This window comes from Nocardia sp. NPDC058705, assembly GCF_042749305.1.
Taxonomy (GTDB): domain Bacteria; phylum Actinomycetota; class Actinomycetes; order Mycobacteriales; family Mycobacteriaceae; genus Nocardia.
The window spans coordinates 241,651-266,923 of record NZ_JBHYRN010000005.1; the positions used below are offsets into that span (position 1 = coordinate 241,651).

The 25,273-nt window shown below is 67.7% G+C and carries 26 protein-coding genes; 19 read left to right on the forward strand and 7 right to left on the reverse strand.

The features are described from left to right. Positions 1-132 precede the first annotated feature (132 nt). Complete coding sequence (locus ACFW6D_RS10190) at positions 133-936, reverse strand: VOC family protein (RefSeq protein ID WP_379326740.1); 804 nt, start codon at positions 934-936, stop codon at positions 133-135. 250 nt (positions 937-1,186) lie between these two features. Here ACFW6D_RS10190 and ACFW6D_RS10195 point away from each other — a divergent pair, with 250 nt between their 5' ends. Next, entirely contained in the window at positions 1,187-3,223 is a 2,037-nt protein-coding gene (locus tag ACFW6D_RS10195; RefSeq protein WP_379326742.1) for a CocE/NonD family hydrolase, read from the forward strand. A 108-nt stretch (positions 3,224-3,331) separates the two neighbouring features. Next, the gene (locus tag ACFW6D_RS10200) at positions 3,332-3,814 is read left to right on the forward strand and encodes a gluconokinase (protein ID WP_379326854.1); all 483 of its coding nucleotides are present in this window, start codon (positions 3,332-3,334) and stop codon (positions 3,812-3,814) included. Here the strand turns inward: ACFW6D_RS10200 and ACFW6D_RS10205 are convergent. Then, entirely contained in the window at positions 3,805-4,551 is a 747-nt protein-coding gene (locus tag ACFW6D_RS10205; protein ID WP_379326744.1) for a M50 family metallopeptidase, read from the reverse strand. The genes ACFW6D_RS10200 and ACFW6D_RS10205 overlap by 10 nt on opposite strands. Positions 4,552-4,722: 171 nt before the next feature. On the opposite strand from ACFW6D_RS10205, the gene ACFW6D_RS10210 reads away from it, so the two are divergent. Further along, positions 4,723-5,718 (forward strand): SMP-30/gluconolactonase/LRE family protein, encoded by a 996-nt coding sequence (locus ACFW6D_RS10210; protein ID WP_379326746.1) that lies wholly within the window; start codon positions 4,723-4,725, stop codon positions 5,716-5,718. A gap of 2 nt (positions 5,719-5,720) precedes the next feature. Here the strand turns inward: ACFW6D_RS10210 and ACFW6D_RS10215 are convergent, their stop codons facing one another. Further along, positions 5,721-6,299, reverse strand: a complete 579-nt coding sequence (locus tag ACFW6D_RS10215; protein WP_379326748.1) for a pyridoxamine 5'-phosphate oxidase family protein — start codon at positions 6,297-6,299, stop codon at positions 5,721-5,723. Positions 6,300-6,433: 134 nt separating this feature from the next. On the opposite strand from ACFW6D_RS10215, the gene ACFW6D_RS10220 reads away from it, so the two are divergent. Beyond that, on the forward strand, positions 6,434-7,261 hold the full coding sequence (locus ACFW6D_RS10220) for an NADPH-dependent oxidoreductase (RefSeq protein ID WP_379326750.1): 828 nt from the start codon (positions 6,434-6,436) through the stop codon (positions 7,259-7,261). Positions 7,262-7,266: 5 nt separating this feature from the next. On the opposite strand, the gene ACFW6D_RS10225 is transcribed toward ACFW6D_RS10220, so the two are convergent. Beyond that, positions 7,267-8,259, reverse strand: a complete 993-nt coding sequence (locus ACFW6D_RS10225; protein ID WP_379326752.1) for an LLM class flavin-dependent oxidoreductase — start codon at positions 8,257-8,259, stop codon at positions 7,267-7,269. A gap of 344 nt (positions 8,260-8,603) precedes the next feature. Here ACFW6D_RS10225 and ACFW6D_RS10230 point away from each other — a divergent pair, with 344 nt between their 5' ends. The 5 genes from ACFW6D_RS10230 (at position 8,604) to ACFW6D_RS10250 (ending at position 12,493) form a co-directional block, all read left to right on the forward strand. Then, positions 8,604-9,602: a hypothetical protein gene (locus ACFW6D_RS10230; protein ID WP_379326754.1), complete on the forward strand. Its 999-nt coding sequence runs from the start codon at positions 8,604-8,606 to the stop codon at positions 9,600-9,602. A gap of 162 nt (positions 9,603-9,764) precedes the next feature. After that, entirely contained in the window at positions 9,765-10,205 is a 441-nt protein-coding gene (locus ACFW6D_RS10235; protein ID WP_379326755.1) for an SMI1/KNR4 family protein, read from the forward strand. 128 nt (positions 10,206-10,333) lie between these two features. After that, positions 10,334-10,948: a TetR/AcrR family transcriptional regulator gene (locus tag ACFW6D_RS10240; RefSeq protein WP_379326757.1), complete on the forward strand. Its 615-nt coding sequence runs from the start codon at positions 10,334-10,336 to the stop codon at positions 10,946-10,948. Next, the gene (locus tag ACFW6D_RS10245) at positions 10,945-11,805 is read left to right on the forward strand and encodes a metal-dependent hydrolase (protein WP_379326759.1); all 861 of its coding nucleotides are present in this window, start codon (positions 10,945-10,947) and stop codon (positions 11,803-11,805) included. The genes ACFW6D_RS10240 and ACFW6D_RS10245 overlap by 4 nt, the downstream gene beginning before the upstream one ends. Positions 11,806-11,857: 52 nt before the next feature. Further along, a complete protein-coding gene (locus ACFW6D_RS10250) occupies positions 11,858-12,493 on the forward strand; it encodes a hypothetical protein (RefSeq protein ID WP_379326761.1) in 636 nt (211 codons plus the stop codon). Between the two features lie 70 nt (positions 12,494-12,563). Here the strand turns inward: ACFW6D_RS10250 and ACFW6D_RS10255 are convergent, their stop codons facing one another. Continuing rightward, positions 12,564-13,979: an MDR family MFS transporter gene (locus ACFW6D_RS10255; RefSeq protein WP_379326763.1), complete on the reverse strand. Its 1,416-nt coding sequence runs from the start codon at positions 13,977-13,979 to the stop codon at positions 12,564-12,566. A 102-nt stretch (positions 13,980-14,081) separates the two neighbouring features. Beyond that, positions 14,082-14,828, reverse strand: a complete 747-nt coding sequence (locus ACFW6D_RS10260; RefSeq protein ID WP_379326765.1) for an IclR family transcriptional regulator — start codon at positions 14,826-14,828, stop codon at positions 14,082-14,084. 212 nt (positions 14,829-15,040) lie between these two features. On the opposite strand from ACFW6D_RS10260, the gene ACFW6D_RS10265 reads away from it, so the two are divergent. From ACFW6D_RS10265 to ACFW6D_RS10300, 8 genes are read left to right on the forward strand one after another with little or no spacing between them, the layout of a single operon-like run. Then, positions 15,041-16,078, forward strand: coding sequence for an NrtA/SsuA/CpmA family ABC transporter substrate-binding protein (locus ACFW6D_RS10265; RefSeq protein WP_379326767.1), 1,038 nt, complete (start codon positions 15,041-15,043; stop codon positions 16,076-16,078). A 1-nt stretch (position 16,079) separates the two neighbouring features. Beyond that, positions 16,080-16,895 carry an ABC transporter permease gene (locus tag ACFW6D_RS10270; RefSeq protein WP_379326769.1) on the forward strand — a complete coding sequence of 272 codons (816 nt, stop codon included), beginning with the start codon at positions 16,080-16,082 and terminating at the stop codon, positions 16,893-16,895. After that, entirely contained in the window at positions 16,892-17,647 is a 756-nt protein-coding gene (locus tag ACFW6D_RS10275; protein WP_379326771.1) for an ABC transporter ATP-binding protein, read from the forward strand. The genes ACFW6D_RS10270 and ACFW6D_RS10275 overlap by 4 nt, the downstream gene beginning before the upstream one ends. Then, positions 17,644-18,669, forward strand: a complete 1,026-nt coding sequence (locus ACFW6D_RS10280; RefSeq protein WP_379326773.1) for an ABC transporter substrate-binding protein — start codon at positions 17,644-17,646, stop codon at positions 18,667-18,669. Before ACFW6D_RS10275 ends, ACFW6D_RS10280 begins: the two co-directional genes overlap by 4 nt. Next, positions 18,666-19,766: an LLM class flavin-dependent oxidoreductase gene (locus ACFW6D_RS10285; protein WP_379326775.1), complete on the forward strand. Its 1,101-nt coding sequence runs from the start codon at positions 18,666-18,668 to the stop codon at positions 19,764-19,766. Before ACFW6D_RS10280 ends, ACFW6D_RS10285 begins: the two co-directional genes overlap by 4 nt. Continuing rightward, positions 19,763-20,932: an LLM class flavin-dependent oxidoreductase gene (locus ACFW6D_RS10290; RefSeq protein ID WP_379326777.1), complete on the forward strand. Its 1,170-nt coding sequence runs from the start codon at positions 19,763-19,765 to the stop codon at positions 20,930-20,932. Before ACFW6D_RS10285 ends, ACFW6D_RS10290 begins: the two co-directional genes overlap by 4 nt. 14 nt (positions 20,933-20,946) lie before the next feature. Further along, positions 20,947-21,666 (forward strand): class II aldolase/adducin family protein, encoded by a 720-nt coding sequence (locus ACFW6D_RS10295; protein ID WP_379326779.1) that lies wholly within the window; start codon positions 20,947-20,949, stop codon positions 21,664-21,666. Then, positions 21,663-22,604 (forward strand): ABC transporter substrate-binding protein, encoded by a 942-nt coding sequence (locus ACFW6D_RS10300; RefSeq protein ID WP_379326781.1) that lies wholly within the window; start codon positions 21,663-21,665, stop codon positions 22,602-22,604. Before ACFW6D_RS10295 ends, ACFW6D_RS10300 begins: the two co-directional genes overlap by 4 nt. 169 nt (positions 22,605-22,773) lie before the next feature. Here the strand turns inward: ACFW6D_RS10300 and ACFW6D_RS10305 are convergent, their stop codons facing one another. Continuing rightward, positions 22,774-23,322, reverse strand: coding sequence for a hypothetical protein (locus tag ACFW6D_RS10305; RefSeq protein WP_379326783.1), 549 nt, complete (start codon positions 23,320-23,322; stop codon positions 22,774-22,776). A gap of 109 nt (positions 23,323-23,431) precedes the next feature. Between ACFW6D_RS10305 and ACFW6D_RS10310 the strand changes: the two genes are divergently transcribed. After that, positions 23,432-24,580: a sensor histidine kinase gene (locus tag ACFW6D_RS10310; RefSeq protein ID WP_379326785.1), complete on the forward strand. Its 1,149-nt coding sequence runs from the start codon at positions 23,432-23,434 to the stop codon at positions 24,578-24,580. Then, a complete protein-coding gene (locus ACFW6D_RS10315) occupies positions 24,577-25,221 on the forward strand; it encodes a response regulator (protein ID WP_379326787.1) in 645 nt (214 codons plus the stop codon). Before ACFW6D_RS10310 ends, ACFW6D_RS10315 begins: the two co-directional genes overlap by 4 nt. Positions 25,222-25,273: the final 52 nt, after the last annotated feature.

Here is a 25,273-nt window from a genome sequence, read left to right on the forward strand (position 1 = left end):
GCTGGGCGCTCCAACCCACCCCGCTGGCCTACGGGCTGCGCGTGGTGGCGGCTTACCCGGGCATCGACCTGAACGATCCCGAGGACCGCCTGCTCCTCGACATTCAGCTGGCCGCGCAGCGCTGATGCGGTCTCAGGAACCGGTGGGCACCTCCCCGACTGCCTCGGCCGGATCGATCACGCCGAACACCTCACCCTGGGGCGCCTGCAGAATCCCCATTCGGCCGAACGGGCTGTCGTCGGGACCCATGATCACCGAGGCGCCCAGCTCGGTGGCCTTGGCCAGGGCTTTGTCGGTGCCGTCGACCTGGATCCAGGTGAGCCAATAGGGCGGGGTGTTCAAGCTCGAGGCGTCCATCATGCCGCCGATCTCGTGGCTGTCACCGGGCAGCGCGAAGGTGGAGTAGGTGAGATTCACCCCGTCGCCGATCTCGTTGTACTGCCAGCCGAACACTTTGTTGTAGAACTCGTGCGCCTCGTCGTAGGCGGGGGTGTGCAGCTCGTTCCAGCAGTAGGCGCCGTGCTGGTTGAAGATCCCGGAACCGTTGTGCGCCTTGGCTTCCCATACGCCGAACACGCCGCCCGCCGGGTCGGCCGCGATGAACATACGCCCCACCTCGAGTACGTCGAACGGTGCCATGAACACCTGTCCGCCTGCCTTGCTCACGCGCTCGGCGATCTCGTCGGCGCGCTCCGCTGCGATATAGGTGGTCCACACCGACGGCATATCGCCCATGCCTTCGGGTTTGGGCCCGATGCCCGCCGCCGGTCGGCCGTCGAGGGTGGCCATGAGATATCCGCCCGCTTCGGCGGGACCGTCCTGGACTTCCCAGCCGAACAGCGAGCTGTAGAAATCGCGGGCGGCGGTGGTGTCGTCCACCTGACAGTCGATCCAGCAGGGCGTGCCCTGCGGCCAAGCTTCGTCGCGTGTCGGCATTGTCGAACGTCCTCCTCGAAAGATGAATGAAAGACCGGCCCGCTCGCACCGGCACGAGCCAAGTCAACCACCGGGCACCGACAAGAACGCGACACCCCGAAACCGCGCTGAACTGGAACGATGCATGTTCACAGCGACAGTCCGAGCGGGCCGACGCTCGCCTCCCGAACTCGTTACCGCTGTTACGGTTTCTGCGCCGATCGTGCGGTGGCTTGGTCAACGTTGGAGACGAACCGGTCGGGAGCGACACATGGGTAGAGGTTCGGAAGGCGGGTTCGTCCGGATGCTGGTGACGATCCTCGCGGTGGTCGTGGTGCTCGGCTGCGGTGGTGGGCCCGCCGGTGGGCAGCCTCCGGACGCACCGGCCGCGAAGTGGACCGCACTGCACGACGGGCCGGGCGCCTATCCCGAGGTGCGGGTGGAACGCGGTGTGCAGCTCACGATGAGCGATGGTGTCGTTCTCAAGGCCGACGTCTACCGTCCCGCCGACGCTGCGGGCGTGATCGAGCAGAAGCCGCTGCCGGTGATCGTCAGCCTGACCCCGTATTCGAAACTCATGACCGGGCTGATCGAATCGGCCGCCGCGATCCCGGGCCTGCAGTCCACGGCCGTCGACATCGTGCGCAGGCTGAATCTGTCCACCACCCCGATCAGCGGTTTCGGTGACCTCATGCAGGCACTGGACGGCGGCATGATCCAGACCATGCTCGGCGTCGACCGCAAACTCGTCAGCGCCGGCTACACCGTCGTCGTGGCCGATGTGCGCGGAACCGGTCTGTCGCAGGGCAAATGGGACACCCTCGGTGCGCGCGAACAGCTCGACACCCGCGAAGTGATCGACTGGGCGGCCCGGCAGCCGTGGTCGAACGGACGGATCGGCATGAGCGGCGGTTCCTATTCCGGCATCAACCAATTGCGTGCCGCCGAGAACGCCCCGCCCGCGCTGCAGGCGATCTTCCCGGTCGAACCCGGCAGCGACCTGATGCGTGACGTGGTCGCCCCCGGCGGCGGTGTCGGCACCACCTTCCTTCCGCTGTGGCTGAACTCGGTCAACCAGCTCAAACTCGTCCCCGACGTGGCCTCGATGGTCGACGGCACCTTCGACTGGACCTGGTTCAACGACCGACTCGCCGACCCCACCACCAACTTCGACCTGCTCGCCCAATCGCTGCTCACACCGTCGTTGTCGAACATGCCACCCGCGCTCGACGGCGCGCTCGACGACACCTCCGCCTTCCGTGAGGCGATCATGGGCCACCCCGAAAACGTCACCGTCCCGACCTTCGTCTACGGCGGCTGGCACGACATCTTCGCCAACAGCGCCACCAAACTCTACGAACAGATCCCGCTGCCCGCCGGACGCAAACAGCTCATCGTCGGCGACACCTATCACGCCAATCCCGGTGCGGGAACCGGAGTTCCGGGCGCACCGCCGCGTCTGGACGTACTGCAGCGCGCTTGGTTCGACAAGTGGCTCAAGGACATCGACAGCGGCATCGAGGGATTCGGGCCCGTGACCGTGAAACAGCAAGGCGGCAGCTGGATCACCCTGCGCGAGTTCCCGCAGCCAGGCGTCACCCATCGCCGGGTCTACCTGTCCGCCGCGCCCAGCGGCAGCACCGAGGACAGCCTGCACGACGGCTCGCTGCGCGCCACCGCACCGACGACGACGGAAAAGCTCACCGTCGCACCGGGTTTGAATCAGATCTGCTCGCGCGACGCGGCGCAGGGCGCGGCAGGCATGACGGCCGCCTTCGACACCTGCGCGAAGGATTCCCGCATCGCCGAACGCAACGGCCTCACCTTCACCAGCGCGCCACTGACCGAGCAGACGGTCATCTCGGGCCCGATCAACGTGCGGCTCAACACGATCCACGACGCCACCGACGGATTCTGGAACGTCACCGTCAACGACGTGTCGCCCGATGGAACCTCCACCGTCCTCACCACCGGCCAGCTCACCTCATCGATGCGGGCCGTCGACGAACGCCGCAGCGCGCGCTCGATCAACGGCGACTTCACCGCGCCCTTCAACCCGCTCACCGTCGACCGACTGCTGCCGGTGGACCCCGGCGTGCCCATCGACATCGACGTCGCGGTCATCCCGACCCAGGCCGTCCTCGCCCCGGGACACCGGCTGCGCATCGACGTGTTCGCGGGCAACGCGCCCAAGGCACTACCGTTCCGCCCGATGCTGAACGACAGTGGCCTCGAGCCCCAGCACCTGCGGCTGGACCCCACGTCGCCGAGTTTCGTCAACCTGCCCACCGACCGCCCGATTCCCTGATCGACGCCGGGGGAGTTGCCGCCGCCGCTACCCTCGATCGAGCAGGCACGCTGTGCAGACGTTTTTCCGGACGAGGAGGTTGCTGTGGTCGAACCTGTCATCGTGGTGATGGGGGTGTCGGGGTGCGGGAAGACGACGGTCGGCGCCCTGACCGCCGACCGTCTGGAAGTGCCCTACGCCGAAGGTGACGACTTCCATCCGATGGCCAACATCGAGAAGATGGCAGCCGGGACCCCGCTCACCGACGAGGATCGCTGGCCCTGGCTCGATACCGTCGGCGGCTGGCTCGCCGAACACCACGACACCGGCGGCGTGGCCACCTGCTCGGCGCTGCGCCGCGTCTACCGTGACCGCCTGCGCGCGATGGCACCGGAAACCTACTTCGTGTACCTGGGCGCCACCCGCGACGAACTGCTCCGCCGGATGACCGGCCGACTCGGCCACTTCATGCCGACGGTGCTCCTCGATTCCCAGCTCGACACCCTCGAACCACTGCAACCGGACGAGCCCGGCGTCACCCTCAACGCGCTACAGCCGCCGAGCGTGCTCGTCACCGAGGCCGTCGATGCCTGGATCGCCGATCACCGCTGAAGCAGCGGATGCAGCTCCTCCACCGGCGCCAGCATCAACATCGCGCCGACGACCAGCGCCGCCAGGCAGACCGCGGCGAAGAACAGCACCCACAGCAGCGCGGGCAGATGGGTCAACCGGGCCAGCTGATCGGCATCGGAATCGGTGCGCCCCGGCTGCCTGCGCCGACCACGTTGCAGTTCGAAGACCGGCCGCACCGCCGCGGCCAGCAGGAACCACGCCGCCAGATACGCGAACGCGGCCTGCAGCAGATCGCTGCCGAACCACGACACCCCGAATACCAGCGTGCCAAGCACCAGCACGGTGAGCAACCCGTACATATTGCGCACCTTGATCAGCACCGCGGCCAGCATCAGCAGCGTCGCCCACAGCATCACTGTGACGCGCCCGGTGCCGAGCAGCGCCGCGTAACCGAGGCCCAGCAGCGCGGGTGCCGGATACCCGGCGGCCGCGGTGAGGATCATGCCGGGACCGGTGGGTTTGCCGCTCGACACGGTCAGCCCCGACGTATCGGTGTGCAGGGTGATCGCGTGCAGCCTGCGCCCGGTGAGCAGCGCGATCAACGCGTGCCCGCCCTCGTGCGCCACGGTCACCGCGGCCCTGGTCAGCCGCCATAACGGTCGATACCCGACCAGGATCAACGCCATCGCCGCGGTGGCGAGCACCAACCACCAGGCGGGTGCGGGTTGCGGTGCGAGGAGACGGTCGAGCAGTGTGCTGGCGGATCCGGTGTTCACCGTCGCACTTTAGCCGTGCTCGGGCGCACACGGAGACCGGTGTGCAAACCTGTGATCGCATCGCGAAACGTTCGTCTCCGCACATATCCATTGCGCGAGTTGCTGTTCGATTCCGGAACCGGCATTCACGCAGCAGTCCCGCGTCGGCCCCCGTCGTGGTAGCAATTGGGCATGCAGATGCGCCCTCACCGCTGGAATCCGCCGCGCCCCACCGCTCGTGCGCGGCAGACCCGCAGCGATCCGCCGATGCCGCCGGTCCGATTGTTGCCGCTGCCGGGCAATGGCCCGGAGGACGTTGTCGTGCTGTCCGATGGCCGGATCGTCACCGGGACCGACGACGGTGCGATCTGGCGCGTCGACCCGGCGGGTGGCGCGGTCGAGCGGATCGCGGACGCTGGTGGGCGGCCACTGGGCATGCACGCCGATGCCGACGGTTCGCTGCTGATCTGCGTCGCAGGTCGGGGCATTCTCCGGCTGGCCGAGGCGGGTGGTGAGCTGGAAGTCGTCGTCAGTGAGCTCGAAGGTGTTCCGATCGCTTTCCCCAGCAACGTGATTCGTGACGCCGACGGCACGATCTACTTCACCATCTCGACCCGGCGTTGGCCGTTCGAGGAGTGGATGACCGACATTCTCGAGCATTCCGGCAGCGGCCAGCTGGTCCGCCGCGATCCCGACGGGCACCTCGAAGTGCTCGTCGACGGCCTCCAATTCGCCAACGGCGTTGTACTCGCCCCGGACCGATCCTGCCTGCTGGTCGCCGAGACCGGCGCCTACCGGATCACGCGATACTGGCTCACCGGCCCCCGCGCGGGCACCACGGACTACGTCGCCGAGAACCTGCCAGGCTCACCCGACAACATGCTGGTCGGCAGCGACGGTCTGGTCTGGGTGGGCATCGTGTCACCACGTAACCCGTTGCTGGACAGACTGTTACCGCTCCCTGGCATCCTGCGGCGGATCGCCGACGCACTGCCCGAGATCCTGAAGCCCGCGCCCGCCCGCTCGGTCTGGGTGCTCGCACTCGACTTCGACGGCACCATCGTCCACGACCTGCAGCGCGAGGGCACCGACTACGCGCTGGTCACCGCCGTCGCCGAACACAACGGCACCCTCTACCTCGGCAGCCTGTCCGAACCTGCGATCGCGGTGACCACGGTGGCGACCTGAGGTCAGCCCCGAACGCTGGACGGCACCGGATGATCCGGTTCCAGCGCGGGGAGCCCGTCGATGCTGGTGGCGTTGTCGCCGGCGATGCGACGGGCGAAGTCGTCGTCGGTGCGCCGGGTGTGGGCTTCGTCGAGGATGGAGCGTTCCTCGACGAGGTCCATCTTGGGTACCGACCAGCCACACGAGTCGGCGATCCGATCCACCGAAACCACTACCACCGCGCGGATTCCGGGGTGCCCGGTACCGAAACGCGCACGCAGCGTGTCGAATTCGGCGGAGTCGGGGCGAACGACGCGACCGGCGCCGAAGAGTCGCAGGATTCGGGTGGTGCGAGTGAACGAGCAGAACATCACGGTGATCCGGCCGTTGTCGCGCAGGTGCGCGATCGTCTCGGAACCGCTGCCGAACAGGTCGAGGTAGGCGACAGTGTGGTCGTCGAGCACGGCGAAGGTATCGCGATAACCCTTGGGGGAGACGTTGACGTGGCCGCCGACCGACGGCGCGGTGCCGATGAAGAACATCGGCTGGTCGGTGATGAAGGCCCGCAACTTGTCGTCGATCCGGTCGAAAACCTTGCCCATGCCGCACTCTCTCGTCCCGCCAGTCGGCGGGCTCCCCGCCCTCACTGTATCGACGGGCCGGCCGGAGTCGCGGTTCGGTTCAGGGTGATATTTACCGCAGACGGCGACGGCACGCAGCGGCGACGATGTCTCCCATGACCCAGACCGCGCCGAGTTCCGTCCACCCCGTGCAGCAGCGCTACGCCGATCCGGCGACCGAGATTCCCGCCGAGTGGAATCCGGTGCTCGAGGTGTTGCACGCGCACAAATCGGTTCGCCGCTACCTCCCGGATCCGGTGTCGCCCAGCACTGTTCGGCTGCTGGTGTCGGCCGCGCAATCCGCGCCGACGTCGTCGAATCTGCAGGTGTGGAGTGTCATCGAGGTGCGTGACCCGGCGCGCCGGGCCCGGCTGGCCGCGATCGCCGGTGGTCAGGCACATATCGAGCAGGCGCCGGTGCTGCTGGTCTGGACGGCAGACTTCGCGCGGGTGCGCCAACTCGCCGACGATCACGGCGCACCCCTGGACGGCGCCGACTACCTCGAATCCAGCTACGTCGGGTTCGTCGACGCCGCGCTCGCCGCACAGAACGCCGTGGTCGCCGCGGAATCGCTCGGCCTCGGCACGGTCTACATCGGCGCACTGCGCAACGACCCGGAAGCCGTTGCCGCCGAACTGAATCTGCCCGATCACGTCTTCGCCGTCTTCGGTCTGGTGGTCGGCCACCCCGACCCGACGGAGGGTACCAGGGTCAAGCCGCGCCTACCGCAGACCGCGGTCCTGCATCAGGAGACCTACGATCTGGCTGTCCAGCGCGAGCCGGTCGCCGAGTACGAACAGCGGATCGGCGAGATCTACACCGATCAGGGTTTGCCGTTCTCGTGGACCGAGCGCACCCTGGCCCGGCTGGCTTCCAAAGCCTCGCTCAACGGCCGCCACCGCCTACGAGAGTCCTTGGTCGCCAGGGGATTCCGTCTGCGCTGACCTGTTCAGCCGTTGATCGCCTTCTTCGTGAGGTCGAGCGAGCGGATGCGGGCGTCGAGGTCGTAGACGAGGGTGTTGAGCATGAGCTCGTCGGGGGAGGTGGCGTCGAGCAGTTGCGCCGCCTGGGCTCGCACGGTCTCGGGTGAACCCTGCAACTGGCCGGCCCGGCGCTGCTCCGCGAAATGGCGTTCGGCATCACTGCCGGGAAATCCCGCGGCTTGCTCGGGGGTAGCCAGCGCTTGCGGGCGGCCCGAGCGCAGGTTCGCGAAGGCGAGATCGCGGGGTGCGGCGAGGCGATCGGCCTCGGCATCGGTATCGGCACACAACGCCGACGCGGCCACGATCGTGTACGGCTCGCTCAGCATCTGCGACGGGCGGAAATTGTCGCGATAGAGCGTCAGCGCGGCGACGGTGTTGTCCGGCGCGATGTGGTGGGCGAACGCGAACGGCAGTCCGAGCACCGCGGCCACCTGCGCGCTGTAACCACTCGAACCGAGCAACCACACCTGCGGTTCCGCACCGAGACCAGGACTGGCCACGATCCCGTTCGGATCCGCGCCACGGAAGAAGCCGATCAATGCGGTCAGTTCCTGGGGAAACGCGTCGCCGCCGAGCCCTTCGGCACTGCGGCGCAGCGCACGCGCGGTCACCGGATCGGTGCCGGGCGCGCGACCGATCCCGAGATCGATCCGTCCGGGATGCAGCGACTCGAGCGTGCCGAACTGCTCGGCCACCACCAGCGGCGGATGATTCGGCAACATCACCCCGCCGGAACCGACCCGGATCGTCGAGGTGGACGCGGCCAGATGTGCCAGCACCACTGCGGGCGCCGCACTCGCGATGCCCGGCATATTGTGGTGCTCGGCCACCCAGAATCGGCGAAACCCCTGCTCCTCGGCATGCTGAGCGAAGCGGGTTGTTGCGTGCAGCGCGTCGCCCGCCGTCGCATCGGACTGCACCGGTGCCAGATCAAGAACCGACAACGTGACGGCGCTCATGAGCCTCCTCGACTGTGTATTACCCCTATGGAGGCCAACCCGCGCCCGGCCGTCGGTATTTCCGCGCAGCGGTGGAGGTGACACCGCCCACGGTAGCCGGGCGGTAGCGTGCGCGACTGATCGACGCGAAGGGAGGAACTGTTCTACGGCTCCGGCAGCCCTGGTCTGGCCGGGCTACTACGTCGTCGGCCGCCGCGCCGCCGCCGAAACCGGATAGCCCCGTTTGCTGGGAAGCCGCTGGCAGAGAGGCATTTTCTGTCGTACCCCCTCGGTATCGTCGAAGTGTCACACAACCAGCCCGGACGCGACTGTGGCCGGGCGGTGCGAGAACGGGGGCACACGAGATGAGTGACGACAACAGCGGCGATCTGCGACCGCCACGCCAGCACGGAAGCACCTGGCGGGAATCGGAATACCGGGTACTGGCCGACGACCTGCGCGCGGGCGTCGATCTGGCCCGCACAGCGAGCACGGTCGGGCGCACCGAATCGGCGGTGCGCGCCGCCCTGCGCCACTTCGCGCCACCCGAGGAACGGGTACCGACCGCCGACCGCGAGTGCTGGATCCGCGCCCGCCTGGTCGCCGAACCGGACTGGAACTGGTGGGCCGTGGTGGTGGAAAACCACCGCCGCACCCGCAGCGGCCTGTGGTTCACCCGCCACGAACACTGCGCCCGCATCGGCTGGCGCCGCCGCACCCCCATGCCCGCGCTCGCGCAGGAACTGGCCACTTCGGAACTGTCCGTCGCGGAGTTGCTGCGCTCGCTGGGCCTGGTCGAGAGCATCGAGGAAGCCGCCGACCACCTCGGCGCCACCCCCGGACTCGCCCTGGCCAAACGCGTCACCGCCCGCCGCGACGAGGCCGTCGGCGCCCGCTGGATCCTCGTCGTCGACGGCGCCGCGGGCACCACCCGCACCCGCAACGCCCCGGTCCGCCGACAGATATCCCTCCACGAAACCCGCACCGCCGCCGAAGCCGAACGCGACCGAATCCTGTCCTGGCACACCAGAATCGGCCCCGACGAGCCCACCACCCAGGTCTGGTGGACCATCGCCGAACGCGGCCTCGGCGCCACCGTCGGCCACACCCGCTCCGGCACCCTCGACCCCACCGGCGGCCGAAGCCGCGCCGAAGCCCTGACCGTCGGCGACATCATCCGCGTCCCGGTCCCCGACGGCGGCTACCTCCAAGACCGCATCACCGCAATCACCCACCCAACCCCAGACGCCCCGGTCATCGTCGACTTGGCACCAGTCGCCAACTCCCGAGTCCGCCGCGTCGTCGAATTCACCCCCGACGAGGTCGTCGAGGTAGTGCGCAGGGCGGAACAACACCCGGCATAGAGGTGCGCGCCGCACCACAGGCCACCGTGCCAGGAAAGCCGTCCGTCGTCGAACATCGGCCCGTGCTGAAAGGTGCGCGGGTCGACGACCCCGGTCGGAAGTCGATAACGGTCTGGAAGAGCCACTGGTTGAAGTGCTTTCACCGCATGTCAGGATCGACGAATGTGGGAGGACCTGATCCGGGAACTGTACGAAGATGCGGAGTTCGCACCGGCCGCCTCCGCCGCGGAGATAGACCAGGTCGAGGGGCGGTTGGGTCAGCCCGTGCCGAACGAGTTGCGAGACCTGCTGCGGCACACGAACGGTGTGCATGCCGAGGGGCAGTCCGGGCTGGTGTGGTCGGTCGAGGAGATCATCGAATCGAATACCCAGTTCCGTCACGATGTCGCACTTGCGGAGCTGTACATGTCCTTCGACCAGCTGATGTTCTTCGGTGATAACGGCGGCGGCGATCAGTTCGCCTACGTCCGGTTGCCATCGGAGGAGAACACCGGAGTGTACGCATGGGATCACGAGACCGATGACCGCAAGTGGGTTGCCAATTCGTTGATCGACTACTTGCGTCGGCGAGCAGGTGCTGACGGTGATGGTTGGTTCAGGTGACCACGCCACCGATTCCTACCAGCGAGCGGTAGGTGCGGTGATAAGCGCGCTGACCAGTCGGTTTGTTCCGTGGTGGGCTTTGGAAGAAACCGGATCTGTTTACGGTTAGTTGTGTCATTCTCGATGGCGTGACAGGGCAGAGAACGCGACGGACGCAGGTCGAACGACGCCAGGAGACCAGGCGGATATTGCTCGACGCGGCGTTCGACGCACTGGTGGAGTTCGGTTTCCGCGGGACGACCACGAGTGAGGTCGCGCATCGGGCCGGCGTGTCGATGGGCGCCCTGCTGCACCATTTTCCGACGAAGTCCGAGTTGCTCACCGCGGCGGTGAGCCATGCGTTCGAGCGGCGGATCGAGGAGTACCGGGACTCCATGATGCGGCTGGATCCCTCGGTCGACCCAGTCGACGCGGCGGTGGACATGCTGTGGTCGATGTACTCGCGACCCACATTTCTGGCGTGGAACGAATTGTGGACCGCTGCCCGCACCGATCCCGATCTGGCGACCACTGTCATTGCGATGGATCGTGACTTCCTGGCCACCAGCGAATACGCCTACGCCACACTGTTTCCCACGGCGCCGCCTGCCGGAGCCGGGTTGCATCTGGTGTATTCGCTGATGACCGGACTGGCTGTCGCGGGGTCCCTTCCTGGCCACGAGCCCTACGACACCGACGTGGTGCTCACCACGTTCAAAACGATGTTGCGCAACCAACTCGCAATGCCGATGGAGGCATCATGACTATCGAACCCACGCCTGATCGCGGGCCGAAACTGCGCGTGCGGCGGATTCACTTCGATTATCCCGAAGGCTCTTTGGATCGACATTTCGTCGGCGGCGACCTGGTCATGAGTCATGTCATCGCCTACCTGTCCGCCACCTTCCCCGAGGGTGAGGAATTCTTTGTTCGCTCGGTTCGCCGATATGCGGACTCGATCACCGATCCTGAACTCGCGCAGCAGGTTCGTGGCTTCATCGGTCAGGAGATCACGCACGGCAGGGAGCATCGGGAGTTGAACGAGCGACTCCAGCAGATGGGCTATCCCACTCGCAGGGAGGAGCGCTCCACCCGGTGGGTCCTGCACGCTTACGAACGGCTGCTCCCGCCGCTGACGTGTTTGGCGATCACCGCCGCGCTGGAACATTTCACCGCGGTGTTCGCCGAGACTCTGCTCCAGGACGAGCGGGCCCAGGATTTGCTCGGTTCGACCGAGGTTCGCTCGATGCTGTTGTGGCACGCGGTCGAGGAATCCGAGCATCGGGCAGTCGCCTTCGACGTCTATCGCAGCGTCGGCGGTGCGGAATTCCGCCGAATCGCGGCGATGTGCGCGATCCTCGTCCTGTTCGGCACGAGTATCGCAGTGAATTCCACCGTGTCGCTGCTCGGTGACCGCGCGACCCGCAGCCCGGTTCGACTGGCCAAAAGCATTGCGGCGATACGGCATACGCCCTTCGTGTCCCGAACGGTCCGGCGTCGTGTGCGGGACTACCTGAAACCGGGCTTCCATCCCGACAACGTCGACAACAGCGCACTACTCGAACACTGGACCACCGAGCTTTTCGGTACCAACGGCTCCCTGACCGACCACCTGCACTGACGGGAGCCTGCCGGGTGGCGAATGTTGGTGGCAGACAGGAAGAATCGTCTGCATGGATTGGACCAATGTCGCGGTTGCCTCGATCACGGTCGTCGGAACGCTCGGTGGCGGCATCGTGACACAGGTCTTCGCGATTCGCAGCAAGCGCATCGACGCGAAGGTGCAGCGCGACAATCGAGCCGAGGAGCTGCGGGAGCTCACCCGAAAAGAGTCCACCGACGAGAAGCGGACGGTGTACGCGGACCTCAACTCCACGGCACATTCCTGCCGGGCGGCGACCCGGCACTATCTCGACGAAAAGTGCGGTGGCCGCACCCCCGATCTCGCCAAGTTCGAGGCTGCGCGGGAAGCCTTGCGCGAGAGTTACTCTCGGGCGCAGATGGTGGTTTCCGACCGGGCGCTGGATTTCGCGTCCGAGGTGAACCGTTGCCTGGACATCGGCCATCGCACCGCCCTCGAGCTCGACCCGACCGATACCGTGGCGGTCGCGGCCCTCTACCACTACGTGGACGACACGTTGGGCAGCGCCGTCCGCCTTCTACGCCGAGCGATCCGAGAAGACCTCGGCATCGAACCCGACGTAGACGCCGACCTCGACGGCCGCCTCATCACCCTGAGATCCACCCGCCGCGAGTTCGTCGGAACAACCACGCACCCACAGCTCGAATCCGCAGCAGAGGTCGACTGACCAACACCTGGTCGCGAGATCGAGGCCGGTATCGGTCGAGAACGACGTAACCCGTTACCACGCACGGGAATTATTGCCGATCGTCGTGTGTGCGGCCCGGCATGGTCGCGGCTGCGACGAGCATGACGGCGGCCATGGCCAGCATGGCGAGGAAGACCAGGTGGATGCCGTGGGCGAGTTCGGTGGGGGCGGGGTGGTCGGGGTCGTGGATGCCCGCGTTGACGATGGCGCCGAACAGGGCGACGCCGAGTGCGCTGCCGAGAGAGCGGGCGAACATGTTGGCGGAGGTGACAACGCCGCGTTCGTGCCATTGCGCGCTGGCTTGGGCGGCGATGAGGGTGGGGGAGGCGACCAGGCCCATGCCTGCGCCGATCAGGAAGCAGGAGGCCGCGATCTGCCACGGGTTCGACTGGGGGCCGACGAGCAGGGTGGTCGCGCAGCCGAGGACGGTGAGGGTGCCGCCGACCAGGCCGCAGATGCGAAAGCCCCAGCGCAGGTACAGTTTTCCGGACAGTGTGGCGGTGAGTGGCCAGCCGAGCGTGAGCCCGCCGACGGTGAGACCGGCGACGAGCGCGCTGGTCCCGAGCACGCCCTGGGCGAAAGTCGGCACATACGAGGTCAATCCCAGGATGACAGCACCGACCATCAGGGAGACCGTGCTGCTCGCGATCACCACCCGCCGGGTGAAGATCCACAGCGGCAGAACCGGATTCGCCGTCCGCAACTCGACGACAACGAACAGCGCCAATACCACCGCGCTACCTGCGAACAGACCGAGCGAGACCGGCGAGGCCCACTCCCAGGCCTGACCGCCCTCGAGCAAGGCCAGAATCAAACCACCCGCACCGAGCGTGAGCAGGATCGCGCCCGGATAGTCGATCCGCTGCGTGCTGCGCACCGCCGATTCGGTGAAGTGGCGCACCAACATCCACCCCGCGACAGCGCACAGCGGCATATTGATCAGAAAGATCCACCGCCAGCTCAGATGATCGGCGAACAGCCCACCGAGCAGCGGTCCCAACACCGCCGAACTGGCCCACACCCCCGCCAGATAACCCTGCACCTTGGCCCGCTCCGCGAGGGTGTACAGATCACCGGCGATCACCATCGTCATCGGCTGGATCGCCCCGGCGCCGATCCCCTGAATCGCCCGAAAGGCGATGAGCGCCACCATGCTCGTGGCCAGCCCACACAACAGTGACCCCACCGCGAACGCCGCGATCCCGAACAGGATCACCGGCTTGCGGCCGACCATATCGGCGAGCTTGCCGTAGATCGGCACCGCAACAGCCTGTGCGAGAAGGTAGATGGAGAACAACCACGGGAACATCGAGAACCCGCCGAGAGTGTCGGTGATGGTGAGGACCGCGGTCGCGATGATGGTCGAGTCGAGCGCGATGAGCCCGGTCGCCAGCATCAACGAGGTGAGAATCGCACCCCGCTCCGACCGGAAGCCGACTGCTGGGCTCGCGGTTTCAGTCGCCACCGACGTCCTTTCGTTGCTCCGACTAACAACGATTAACGTATCGGTCACATGCCACTACGCGCGCCTCGATTTCCCCTGGTGTGACGCGATCGGCGCGCGGTCTCAGTCCTCGGCGAAGCGTGCCGCGATATCGGCCGCGGTGACCTTCGCCAGTTCGACGAAGAACGGCACCCGTTCATCGATCATCAACGAGGCGGGTCCGCGCAGGCCCAGTGCGAATCGGCAGCGCCCCTGCGGATCGAGGATCGGCACCCCGATGGTGCGGAACCCTGGATCCAGTTCACGGTCGTTGAACGCGTAGCCGCGCTCTCGGGTCGTGGTCAGTTCGGCGCGAAGCTCTTGCGGCCCTGACACCGAACGTTCGGTGCCTTCCTCGTACGGCAGGGATCGCAATTCGTCGTCACTCGCGTCGGTCCAGGCCAGCAGGGCCTTACCGAGTGCGCTGGCGTGCAGGGGGAGTCGCACGCCCTGCAATTTGTGGCCGTCGCTCTCGCGCCACCGGCTGGTGCCGAGCAACACGGCGTGGATGCCGTGACGGGTGGCCACCGATCCGGTCGCGCCGGTGGTCGCGGCGAGCTGTTCGAGGTAGGGCTCGGCGAGATAGATCCGGTGCTGGCGGTAGGCGATCTGGCCGTATTCGGCCAGCGCGCCGCCCATCCGGTACCGGCTGGACTCAGCGTCCTTCTCCAGAAACCCTGCGTGCACGAGCGCGCCGAGCAGGCGGTGGGTAGTACTGACCGCCAGCCCCTGGGCCCGGGCGACCTCGGAGACCCCGCGTTCTTCACCGCCGCGGAAGCAGTCGAGTACCGATAGGGCCCTGGTCACGGTCTGCACGCCGGAGGTCTCCACGAAACCGACGGTAACACAGGCTTTCGAGCAGATTCCGGCCGAATATTCCGTTATGTGGAAAGCGGAAGGCCTCCACTCGCATTCGAATGCCATAGAACGGCAAGTCCTGCCGTGTCAAGCTTTCCGATCCATGGAAAGGCATACCTCGTCCGGCGCCGTTCTCGCTCCTACGCTGCGAAGGCATCAACCCCCAGCCCCGAACAGGAGCCCCGATGTCCCGCAGGCTGCCGGCCTTCTCGCGAATCGCGCTCGCGATCGTCCCCGTCGTTGCCCTCGTCGCGGCGTGTGGCTCCGGCTCGACGCCCGAGCAGGGGGCCGACACTCCGTTCGTTCTCAAGGTCACCGATCCAGGCAACAGCGGTCCGCTCGCGGTCGGCAAGCGTGACGGCAGTTTCGACGCGGCGCTCGCTCCGCTGGGCGCCAAGATCCAATGGGTCAGCACCACACCGGGTTTCAGCTCCACGTTGAAGCTGTTCAACACCGGCGAACTCGATGTCTCCGGCGCCGCCTTCAGTCCGGTCGTCGGCGCCCTGTCGAAGGACGTCGGCGTGAAGATCGTGGCAGTGGCCGATCCGGCAGGCCAGGACCAGAGCGGCATCGTGGTCAGCAAGGAGTCGGGGGTGACGAACGTGGCAGGTCTCGTCGGTAAGCGCATCGCGGTGAACCCGGCGGCCAAGGGCGAGTACATCACCCTCAAAGCCCTTGCCCAGGCGGGCATCCCGGCCGACAAGGTGACGCGGGTTCCGTTGCAGCAGAAGGACGCGGCGTCGGCGTTCGCCACCGGCAAGGTCGACGCGTGGGCGTCGTTCCTGGTGCCCTACCAGGAGGCCAAGGCCGCGGGCGCGGTGGAGATCGCCACCGAGAAGCAGATCGGCTCCAAGGACAACTCCGTGGTGGTCTTCCGCACCGAGATCCTCGATCAGCGACCGGATGTGGCGGCGAAGTATCTCGAAGTGCTGCAGGGACTTACCGCGAAACAGAAGGCGACCCCCGCCGACTTCGAGAACGTCTTCGACAAGTCCGGACCGCGCGCTCTGACCGGCGACCGGCTCGCCGACGCGGTGCGTGTCGGCGGGGAGGCGACGGTGCCCCGACTGCCGGTCGAATCCGATGCCGCGGACCTGGCTGATGTGGTGAACACCTTCGCCGACAACGGCGTCATCTCCCGCCGGATCAGCGCCGCCGACATCTTCTACGACCTGAAGTCCAAGCTCACGCCCGACCAGCTCGCCGCACTGAAGGACAAGTGACGTGGCCACCCTCGTATTGGCCGCTCCCCGGGCGCGCGTCGCCCGGCAGCGGCCACGATGGTTGTCGCTGAGCCTGCGCGCCGTCCTACCCGCCGCGATCGTGCTTGCCTGGTGGGCGGGTTCGGCGAGCGGGGCCATCTCGCCGCGGGTGATCGCGGGTCCCGGCGCGGTCTGGTCGGCGTTCGTGGAACTGTTCGACAGCGGCCAGCTGGTCGACTTCGCGCTGGCCTCGTTCTGGCGTGCGGCCGCCGGAGTGGCGATCGGCGTCGGTGTGGGGCTGGTGCTCGGCATGCTGTCAGGTCTGTCCAGCCTGGGCGAGGAGCTGGTCGACTCGACCATGCAAATCGTGCGCGCCGTGCCGTTCCTGGCGCTGGTGCCGCTGTTCATCGCCTGGTTCGGGATCGATGAGCTGTACAAAGTTCTGCTCATCGCGGTGGCGACGACCGCGCCGATGTATGCCTACACCTATCTCGGTGTGCGCAATGTCGACCGCAAGATGGTCGAGGCGGCACGCAGTTTCGGGCTCAGCGGAACCAGGCTCGTTGTCGAGGTGATCGTGCCCGCCGCGCTGCCCGGCATCCTGATGGCGCTGCGGGTGTGCCTGTCGATCAGCATCACCGCGCTCATCGCCGCCGAACAGGTCGGCACCCAGGAGGGCGTCGGCTACCTGGTGACGCTGGCCCAGGAATACAACCGCACCGACTACATGGTGCTGTGCGTGGTCCTCTACGCGCTGCTCGGTCTGGTGTTCGACGCACTCGTACGGCTCGCGGAACGCTACGCGATGCCATGGCGCAAGCAGGTGGCGATCCGATGACGACAACAGCAGCCGCCCCGATCGAGGTAGCGAAAGAGCCGGTCGCGGTGTCGATCACCGGACTGCGCAAGGCATTCGGCGAGAAGACCGTCCTCGACGGCGTCGATCTCACCATCCGCCGCGGTGAATTCGTGGTGCTGCTCGGCCCGAGCGGTACCGGCAAGACCACCCTGCTGCGTCTGCTCACCGGGCTCGAAACACCTGATGCCGGTGCGGTATCGGTACCCGCCCGCCGCACGACCGTCTATCAGGAACCGCGTCTGATCCCGTCGAAGCGGGTGCTGTCCAACGTGATCGTCGGTCTGCGACGCGGCAAGGCGCAGCGCGACGCCGGTCTGCGCGCGTTGCACGAGGTGCACCTCGACGGCAAGGCGGGTCAGTGGCCCGCCACGCTCTCCGGTGGCGAGGCACAGCGCGCCGCACTGGCGAGGGCGCTGGTGCGGGAACCGGAACTGCTGTTGCTCGACGAACCGTTCGCGGCACTGGACGCCCTCACGAGGCTCCGGATGCAGGACCTGGTCGGCGACCTCGTCGCCCGGCACCGGCCCGCCGTGCTCATGGTCACCCACGATGTCGAGGAGGCGATCCGGCTCGCCGACCGGGTGATCATCCTCGATCACGGCCGCTTCGCCGTCGACGAGGTCATCGACCTACCCCACCCGCGTGATCACGCGGCACCCGAAACCCTCGGTTACCGAACGCGATTCCTCGCCCAGCTCGGCGTCGGACCACACCCAAGGAGCCTGTCATGACCGAAACCCTGTGGTACACCCGCTGCCCCGTGCCGACCGCCAGCGGTCTCGCGCACAGCCTCGGCTGGCTCGGCGAGACCGCGGCGAACGCGGGCCTCGAGTTCGGCGTCCTGCAGGACGCGGGCCCCGAACTCGCCGGCCACCACTTCTCGCACGACCTGTCCGGGCTGATCCGCGAGGGCGGCAATGTGCCCGCGCTGGCCGCCCGTGCGCAGGGTTCGCCGACCCGGCTGATCGGGCTGACCTGGATCGACGAGTCCCAGGCGATTCTGGTCGGCCCCGACTCGCCGGTCATCGACGCGGCGGGCTTGGCCGGTCTGCGGGTCGGCGTGCCCGCGTGGGCGCAGGATCAGGCGCGCAGCTTCCCACGGGCGATGGCACTGCACGGCTTCGCCAATGCCCTGCGCCCGGCCGGGCTGACGCTGTCCGATGTGCGTGTCGTCGAACTCGCGGCGGAGCGAAACCCGCAGGTGCGCACAGAGATTCAGAACGCGCGCCGCTCGACGACCTGGGGTGTCGAGGAACTCCGCGACGGCAGGGTCGATGCCATCTACGTCAAAGGCGCCCGCGCCAAGGAAGTGGCGAAGGAGAACGGCCTGCGTGTGGCGGTCGACCTCGATGCGTCTGCCACCAAGCACCTGCGGGTCAACAACGGCACCCCGCGCCCGATCACGGTGCACGCCGACCTGCTCGAGTCCCGGCCCGAGGTCGTCGTCGGCTTCCTCGCGCAGAGCCTGCGCGCCGCCGACTGGGCCGCCGACGACCTCGACGGCGTCCGCGCGGTGCTCCAGCGCGAAACACTGTCCGGGCCCGAAGGTGTCGTCGCGGCCTACGGGCACGAGTTCCATCGCGGACTACACCCCTCGCTCACTGCCGAACGCGTCGAACTGCTGGGCGTGCAGAAGCAGTTCCTCTATACCCACGGCTTCCTGGCCGCCGACTTCGATCTCGAATCCTGGGTCGCCTCTGAGCCGTTGGCTCGCGCACGGGAGATCGTCGCCGCCGAGCGGGTGCCGGCATGACCGAGTTCTCCTGGCGGCTGCCCAGCCGCGGCGACGGCCGCCGTGCCAAGCCCGAACTGCGCGGTCGCGGTGGCTTCGGCCCGCAGACGCCCCCTACCGCCGCCACCGATGTGCGGCCCGGCCGGTTCGGCCCGTTCGACGATCTGGCCCAGACCGTCGATGCCGCCGAGCTCAACGGTTTCGACGGGGTCCTCGCCCCCTACGACCCGCTCGGCGAAGAATCCTGGATCGTGGCGGCCGCGGCCCTACGTGCTACCCGATACACCCAGGTCACCGTCGAATTCCAGCCCGCGTTCGGCACACCGGTGTACGCGGCCAAGGTGTCTGCGACCTTGCAGCGGCATTCGGCAGGTCGACTGAACTGGCGATTGGCCGTCGACACCGACGACGCCGAAGCCCGTTCGCGTGGCGACCGCGTGACCGGTGACGAACGCTACGACCGCGCCGCGGAATTCCTCACCGTCGCGCGCGGCGTCTGGAACGAGAACGAGATCGGCGCAGCGGGTTTCGGGGGCACCGGCTTCGACTACGCGGGCCGGTACTACGACGTCGTCGACGGTGGATTTCGCGGAATCCTGTCCGGGCTTCCTTTCCCGACGGTCTACCTGAGCGGCGCCTCACCGGCTGCGCTGGCGCTGTCGGCCGCGCACGGGGATGTCCACCTGTTCGGCGAGAAGGCGGACGGAATCGGCTCTGCCGTCACCGAATTGGGGGAGCGGTCGGCCGCGGCGGGACGCCGGGTGCGGGTCGGGCTCGAATTGCCGATCATCGCCAGGGAAACCGAGGACGAAGCCTGGGCCAGGGTCCACCGCCAGTGGGACGAGCTCGACCGCCCGGACACCGCCGCCGAACACGCGCTCGGTGACGGCCGCTGGGCCGGCTTCGACGCTCTCGGCTACGACCAGCGCATCGGCCTGGTCGGCAGCTATGAGCAGGTGGCACAACAACTCTCGGCCTATGCGAGCGCGGGCGTGCAGACCTTCGTGCTCGCCGGACACCCGAACATCGAGGAAATCCACCGTGCGGGCGAACACCTGCTGTTCCTCGCGGACCCGGCAGGCCGCACCCTCACCACCGCGCAGGAGCTCACCGCATGACCATCGACGTCTACTGGCGCATCGGCATGGAAGGCGACCACGCCTCCCTGCGGACCCCACGTCGCTACAACCGGGGCAACGCGGGCGGCTATGGACCGGGCAATATCGCACCGGCCATCCGTGACGGCGCACTCGACCAGTACAGCTACCTCGACCACGTGGCCGCGGTCGCCAAAGCCTCGGAGTCGGCGGGATTCCTCGGTGGATTGCTGCCGTCGTTCCCGGTCACCGACGACCCGTGGGCCGTGGCCGCCGCGCTCGCTGCCGAGACCACCACTTACCGCTTCATGGTCGCCTTCCAGCCCGGCTTCCTGCATCCGGTGCAAGCGGCCAGAATGTCGGCCAGTCTGCAGCGCGCCACCGGCGGGCGACTCGTGTACAACATCATCAGCGGTGGCGGCGGACCAGCCCAATTGTGGTGGGGCGACAAGGTTTCCCACGACGACCGCTACGCGCGAACGAGCGAATTCCTCGACGTGCTGCGCGGGGTGTGGGACGGCGAACCCTTCGACCACGACGGCCGCTTCTTCCGCACCGAGGGCGCCGCGCTGCCACCCGGTCTGGCCGGACAGCCATTCCCCGAGGTGTACTTCTCCGGCTCCTCGGGTGCCGCTGTCGCCGCGGCGGGCCGCCACGCCGACTACTACCTGTCCTGGCTCGAGCCCTTCGCCGACCTGCGCGCCAAGTTCGACGGTGTCCGCCGCAATGCCGAAACAACCGGCCGCACACCGAAGTTCGCCGTCCGTGTCGACATCGTCGCCCGCCACACCGAGGAAGCGGCCTGGGGCGAGATCGAGAAGGGCTGGGCCTTCGTCGACCGCGACGCCGCCAATCGTGCCGCCAAGGGTGACTCGGTCGGGGCCGCCCGCATCACGGGCTGGGTGCCCGACACCATCACCGGCTACCGCGATCTGGAAGTCCAGCCCAATGTCTGGTGCGGCTTCAGCCTGATCCGCGGCGGCCCGGCCTTCGGCCTGGTCGGCAGCTACGAGCAGGTCGCCCAGCGCCTCGACGAACTGATCGACCTCGGCGTCGACGCCTTCATCCTCGCCGGCAACCCGCACCTGGAAGAGGCCTACCGCGTCGGCGAGGAAGTACTGCCACTGCTCGGCCGTTCCCGGCTCACCATCCCGTCCACCGAGACCGTCCTCGCGACGGCCCGATAACGCAGGAGACATAGATGACCACCACTGAAACCCTTCTGCCGCAAGCTGTTTCGGCCTTCGCCGAGACGGCCACCCGCGACGCCGAGACCGCCTTCCGGGTGTTCAGGGAGACCGGAACCGTCACCGGCAACGGCACAGTGAACTTCGTCGAGCGCGTGCCCGGCGAGGAGATCGCGGTCGCCCTCAACGAGCCGGGCCCGTGGGCTACCGACCGCACCGTCGAACCCGTCGTCGCGACTTTCGACGGGGAAGTGCTGTCCGGCAGGGGATCCGCCGGATTCGTCACCGGCTATGCGAAGGTGTTCCGCGCACATCCGGAGATCACCTCCGTCGTCCACATCCACACCCCGTGGCTCGGCGGTTGGGCGCAGACCCACCGCACCCTGCCGATTCGCTACGCCGCCTCGCAGCGCCTCACCCTGTCCCGCGAGATCCCACCGCACATCGACCGCACAATCGGCGCGGGCGATTTCATCCTGGGCCGCCTCGAGGTCGACCCGCACCTGGTCGCGATCTTCGAGGCCAACGGTGGTGCCAATGTGATCGGCCGCGCCGGGCTGCTCGAGCTGGCGAAGTTCGTCGTCCTGCTCGAAGAGGGCGCGCAATACCAGGCGATCGCCGAAACCCTCGGTGGCTCCGTCGAATTCGATCCCTCGAACCTCGCCGTGCAGTGGCAGCGCAGCGGTCTGGCCGATGAAGCCCGTCGTCTCGGCCTGATCGGAGGCGCGCGATGAGCATCCGGGTCGGCTACTTCCCGCACAACAACTCCCTGTTCGTCCTGCGCCATCGCGGGATCTTGGAGCACCTGCTTCCCGACGTCGAATGGGTCGACCTGCGCGCCCTGCCGCAGTCCGAGCGTGTCGATCCCAAATCCGCACTCCCGAGCGAACATTCGGACTGGCTGTTCACCGAGGGCGGTTACGACATCATCGGCACCGGCTTCACCCCGCCGATCACCGCGCTCGCCAACCAGCGCGACATCGTCTACCTCGGCATCTCAGGTCCCCGCGTGGAGAACGGCAGGCTGGTCGCTACCGCGGCGAGCGGCATCAGCTCCGCCGCTGACCTGTTGGGCAAGCGGGTCGGCATCGCGCACGGCTCGTGGCAAACGACCCTGCTGCTGTTCGCCCTCGATGAAGCCGGTCTCACCTGGTCCGATATCGAACCGGTCGACGTGGACGTACGCGGTGGTGGTTCCGCACTGCTGGCCGGTGAACTCGACGCCTGGGTCGGCACCTACCCCGGCCTACAGGACGTGGAAGCCGCGACCGAGCTCAGCACCCTGGTCGACACCGCCTCGGTGTTCAGCCACCCGTCGCTGTGGTTCACCCGCCGCGACCTGGTCGAAACCCACCGCGCCGCAGTCGAAGCGGTGCTGGCCGCCTTGCAGGAATCCGATGCCTGGATCGCCGCGAACCCGCGCGAAGCGGCCCAGTACTTCGTCGACGACGCCCAGGCTCGCGGTATCCCCGCCGACCTGAATGCCTGGGAGGCGGCATTGCGTGGACGTCCGTTCGGAGTGCACCCGGTGAGCGAGGACTTCCTCGACGAACAGCAGCGCGCCGCCGACCTCCTGGCCGCGAACGGGCTGCTCCCGCGCACGATCGACGTCCGGTCCGCAGTGGTGCCGTGGATCGCCGAAGTCGTCGAACGGCCCGCCGCGATCGCCTGAGCTCGCGTCGGCGACACTGGAATCGGGGCGACCCACCGATTCGCGTCGCCCGGCACGTATTTGGTCAATTGATCACCAGGCCTACACGCAAACATCGCCCGACTGAATCCACCCGAGAGCGATTCTGCACAGAAGCCTGGTGATCAATTGACCAGGGCCGACGGGACGCTCAGCTGCGCCGCGACCCCGTGACCCATACCGGCCCAGTGAGCAGCCAGATCACGGTGATCACCCCGAGGCTGCCGAACACCCCCATCAACTGGTCCCGTTGCGTGGCATCGGCGACCGTGTAGCTCAACACCAAGGTCAGTGCCCCGGCGATGGCGGCCGCGCCGAGCCAGCGGGAGAAATCGGCCCATTCCTTGCGGGTGCGTTCCGGCCCGTATTTCGGGATCTTCACCGGGGCAGGGCCTGCGGCGAAGCGGTGGGCGAAGCGTTCGTCGGCCCAGCGGATCATCCGCCCACCGAACATGACCGTGCAGCCGAGGTAGATCCCGGCGACGCGATGGGCGAAGGTCACCTCGCCGCCGCGGTGCAGGTCGATCGCCACCGCGACCACCAGCACCACGTCCAGCACCGGCACCAGTGCCAACGTCACCGTGCTCGCGCGCGGCAGCCGGATCACATAACGCAGCAGCAAGCCGCCGACCACCAGCACCCAGAAGCCGACCTCGCACGCCGCGATGGTCAGTAGTACGGGATTGCGCAGTTCTTCCATATCTCCACTGTGGTGGTCGCCGGGGGTGCGAGGCGTCCGGCTTCCGGTCGTCGACCGGTCCGTCCTTCGGGGGACTCCGGCTTCTTGCCGCATGTGCTGGAATGGGCAGATGCCCCCACGTCGTGCGTTCATGGACCGGCTCGGGGAGGCGTTCGACAGTTCGACCTCGGCAGCCGTCGGGGTCTTCCTGGTCGGGCTGTTGCTGTGGGCCGCGGGCGGTTGGTCGTTGGTCGCCGACCGTGATCCCTATCCGCCGCCGGTGAAAGTGGCACTGCTGTGCGCGGCACTCGCGATCCAGCTCACCGCGCAACGTCGACCAGCTCTCGCCTTCGGCTTGATGGTCGCGTTGCTGGCCGCGGATTTCTCGTTCGGTCCGTCGTTGCCGCTGTGGATCGCGCTGACGGATGTGATCTTCCTTGCCGTCAGTGCCGGGTCGAACCGGCTGGGTGCGGTGGTCGGCTGGTTCGCGCTGATCGTGACCGTGGGTGGGGCGCTGCTGGTGCTGAGCGTGGCCGGCATCCGGGCGGGGTTGTATGCCACGCTGTTCGGTGTCGCTCTGACCTGGTCGCCGCTCGGGTACGCCCGTGCGATTCGCGCGTCCCGGCGGATGGTCGATGCCGAACGCGACGCGGCCCGCGCCGAACTCACCGCCCGCGACGCCGAACGGTCTGCCGCGATCGGCGAGGAGCGCAGGCGATTGGCCCGAGATCTGCACGACGCGGTGGCGGGGCATGTCTCGGCCGTCGCGATCCTCGCCGAAGTGGCGCAGAAGAAGCCCGGCGATATCGCGGTCCTGCAGACGATCCGCTCGAGCAGTCTCGCCGCGCTGGAGGAGATGCGCACGACAATCGACCTGCTCACCGCCCCCGACGACACCGCGGTGACCACGCGCCTTGCCTCCCTCGACGGCCTGATCGACGCGGCCGAGGCAGCGGGCGGCGCGGTGACCCTGCGCCGACCCACCGACCTCGAACTACCCACCGCGGTCGAGTCCGTGGTCACCCGGATCCTGAGCGAAACCCTCACCAACGCCACCAAACACGCACCCGGTGCGCCACTCGACATCGAATTGCGCCGCGATGCAGGACGATTGGTGATGACCGCGACGAACCCGATCCCACCGGATGTCGCCCGAGGCAACGGAAACGGACTGCGCAACATGATGTTTCGCGCGGAATCCGTCGACGGCTCCATCACCGCGGGCGCCCAGGGCGGCACCTGGTGCGTGTGCGCGCGAATTCCCCTGGGGGACAAATGACCGTCACAGTGCTGGTCGCCGATGACCACGCAACCATCCGCGCGGGCCTCAAGATGCTCCTCGAAGCGTCCGGCGAGGTGCGAGTGATCGGCGAAGCGGCCGACGGCGCCGCGGCAGTCCGGCAAGCCCGTGCCCTGAGCCCCGACGTGGTGCTGATGGACGTGCGGATGCCGCGCGTCGACGGCCTGGAAGCCACCGCCGCCGTGGTCGCCGAGACCAGCGCGAAGGTGCTGGTACTCACCACCTTCGCCATCGACGAGTACGTCCTCGGCGCGCTCTCGGCCGGTGCGAGCGGGTTCCTGCTGAAGTCTGTCGGCGGCGACGACCTGGTGAGTGCCGTGCTGGCCGTGGCGGAAGGAGACGCGGTCCTCGACCCGAAGGTGACACGCGCGGTGATCGCCGCGTTGCCTCGCGTTGCGGACGTCGCGCCCCCGCCCGACCTCTCCGCGCTGACCGAACGCGAACGGCAGGTCCTCGCAGGCCTCGGCGCCGGTCTGTCCAACATCCAGATCGGCACGCGTCTGCACATCGGCGAGGCCACCGTGAAAACGCACGTCTCCCGGGTGCTGAGCAAACTCGGCGTGCAGTCACGCGTGCAGGCCGCCGTGATCGCGTCGCAGTCCGGTCTCGATCTGCCCTGACCGGAACGGGGTCGAAACCGACGATGTCCCGGTACCTCGCGGGATACCGGGA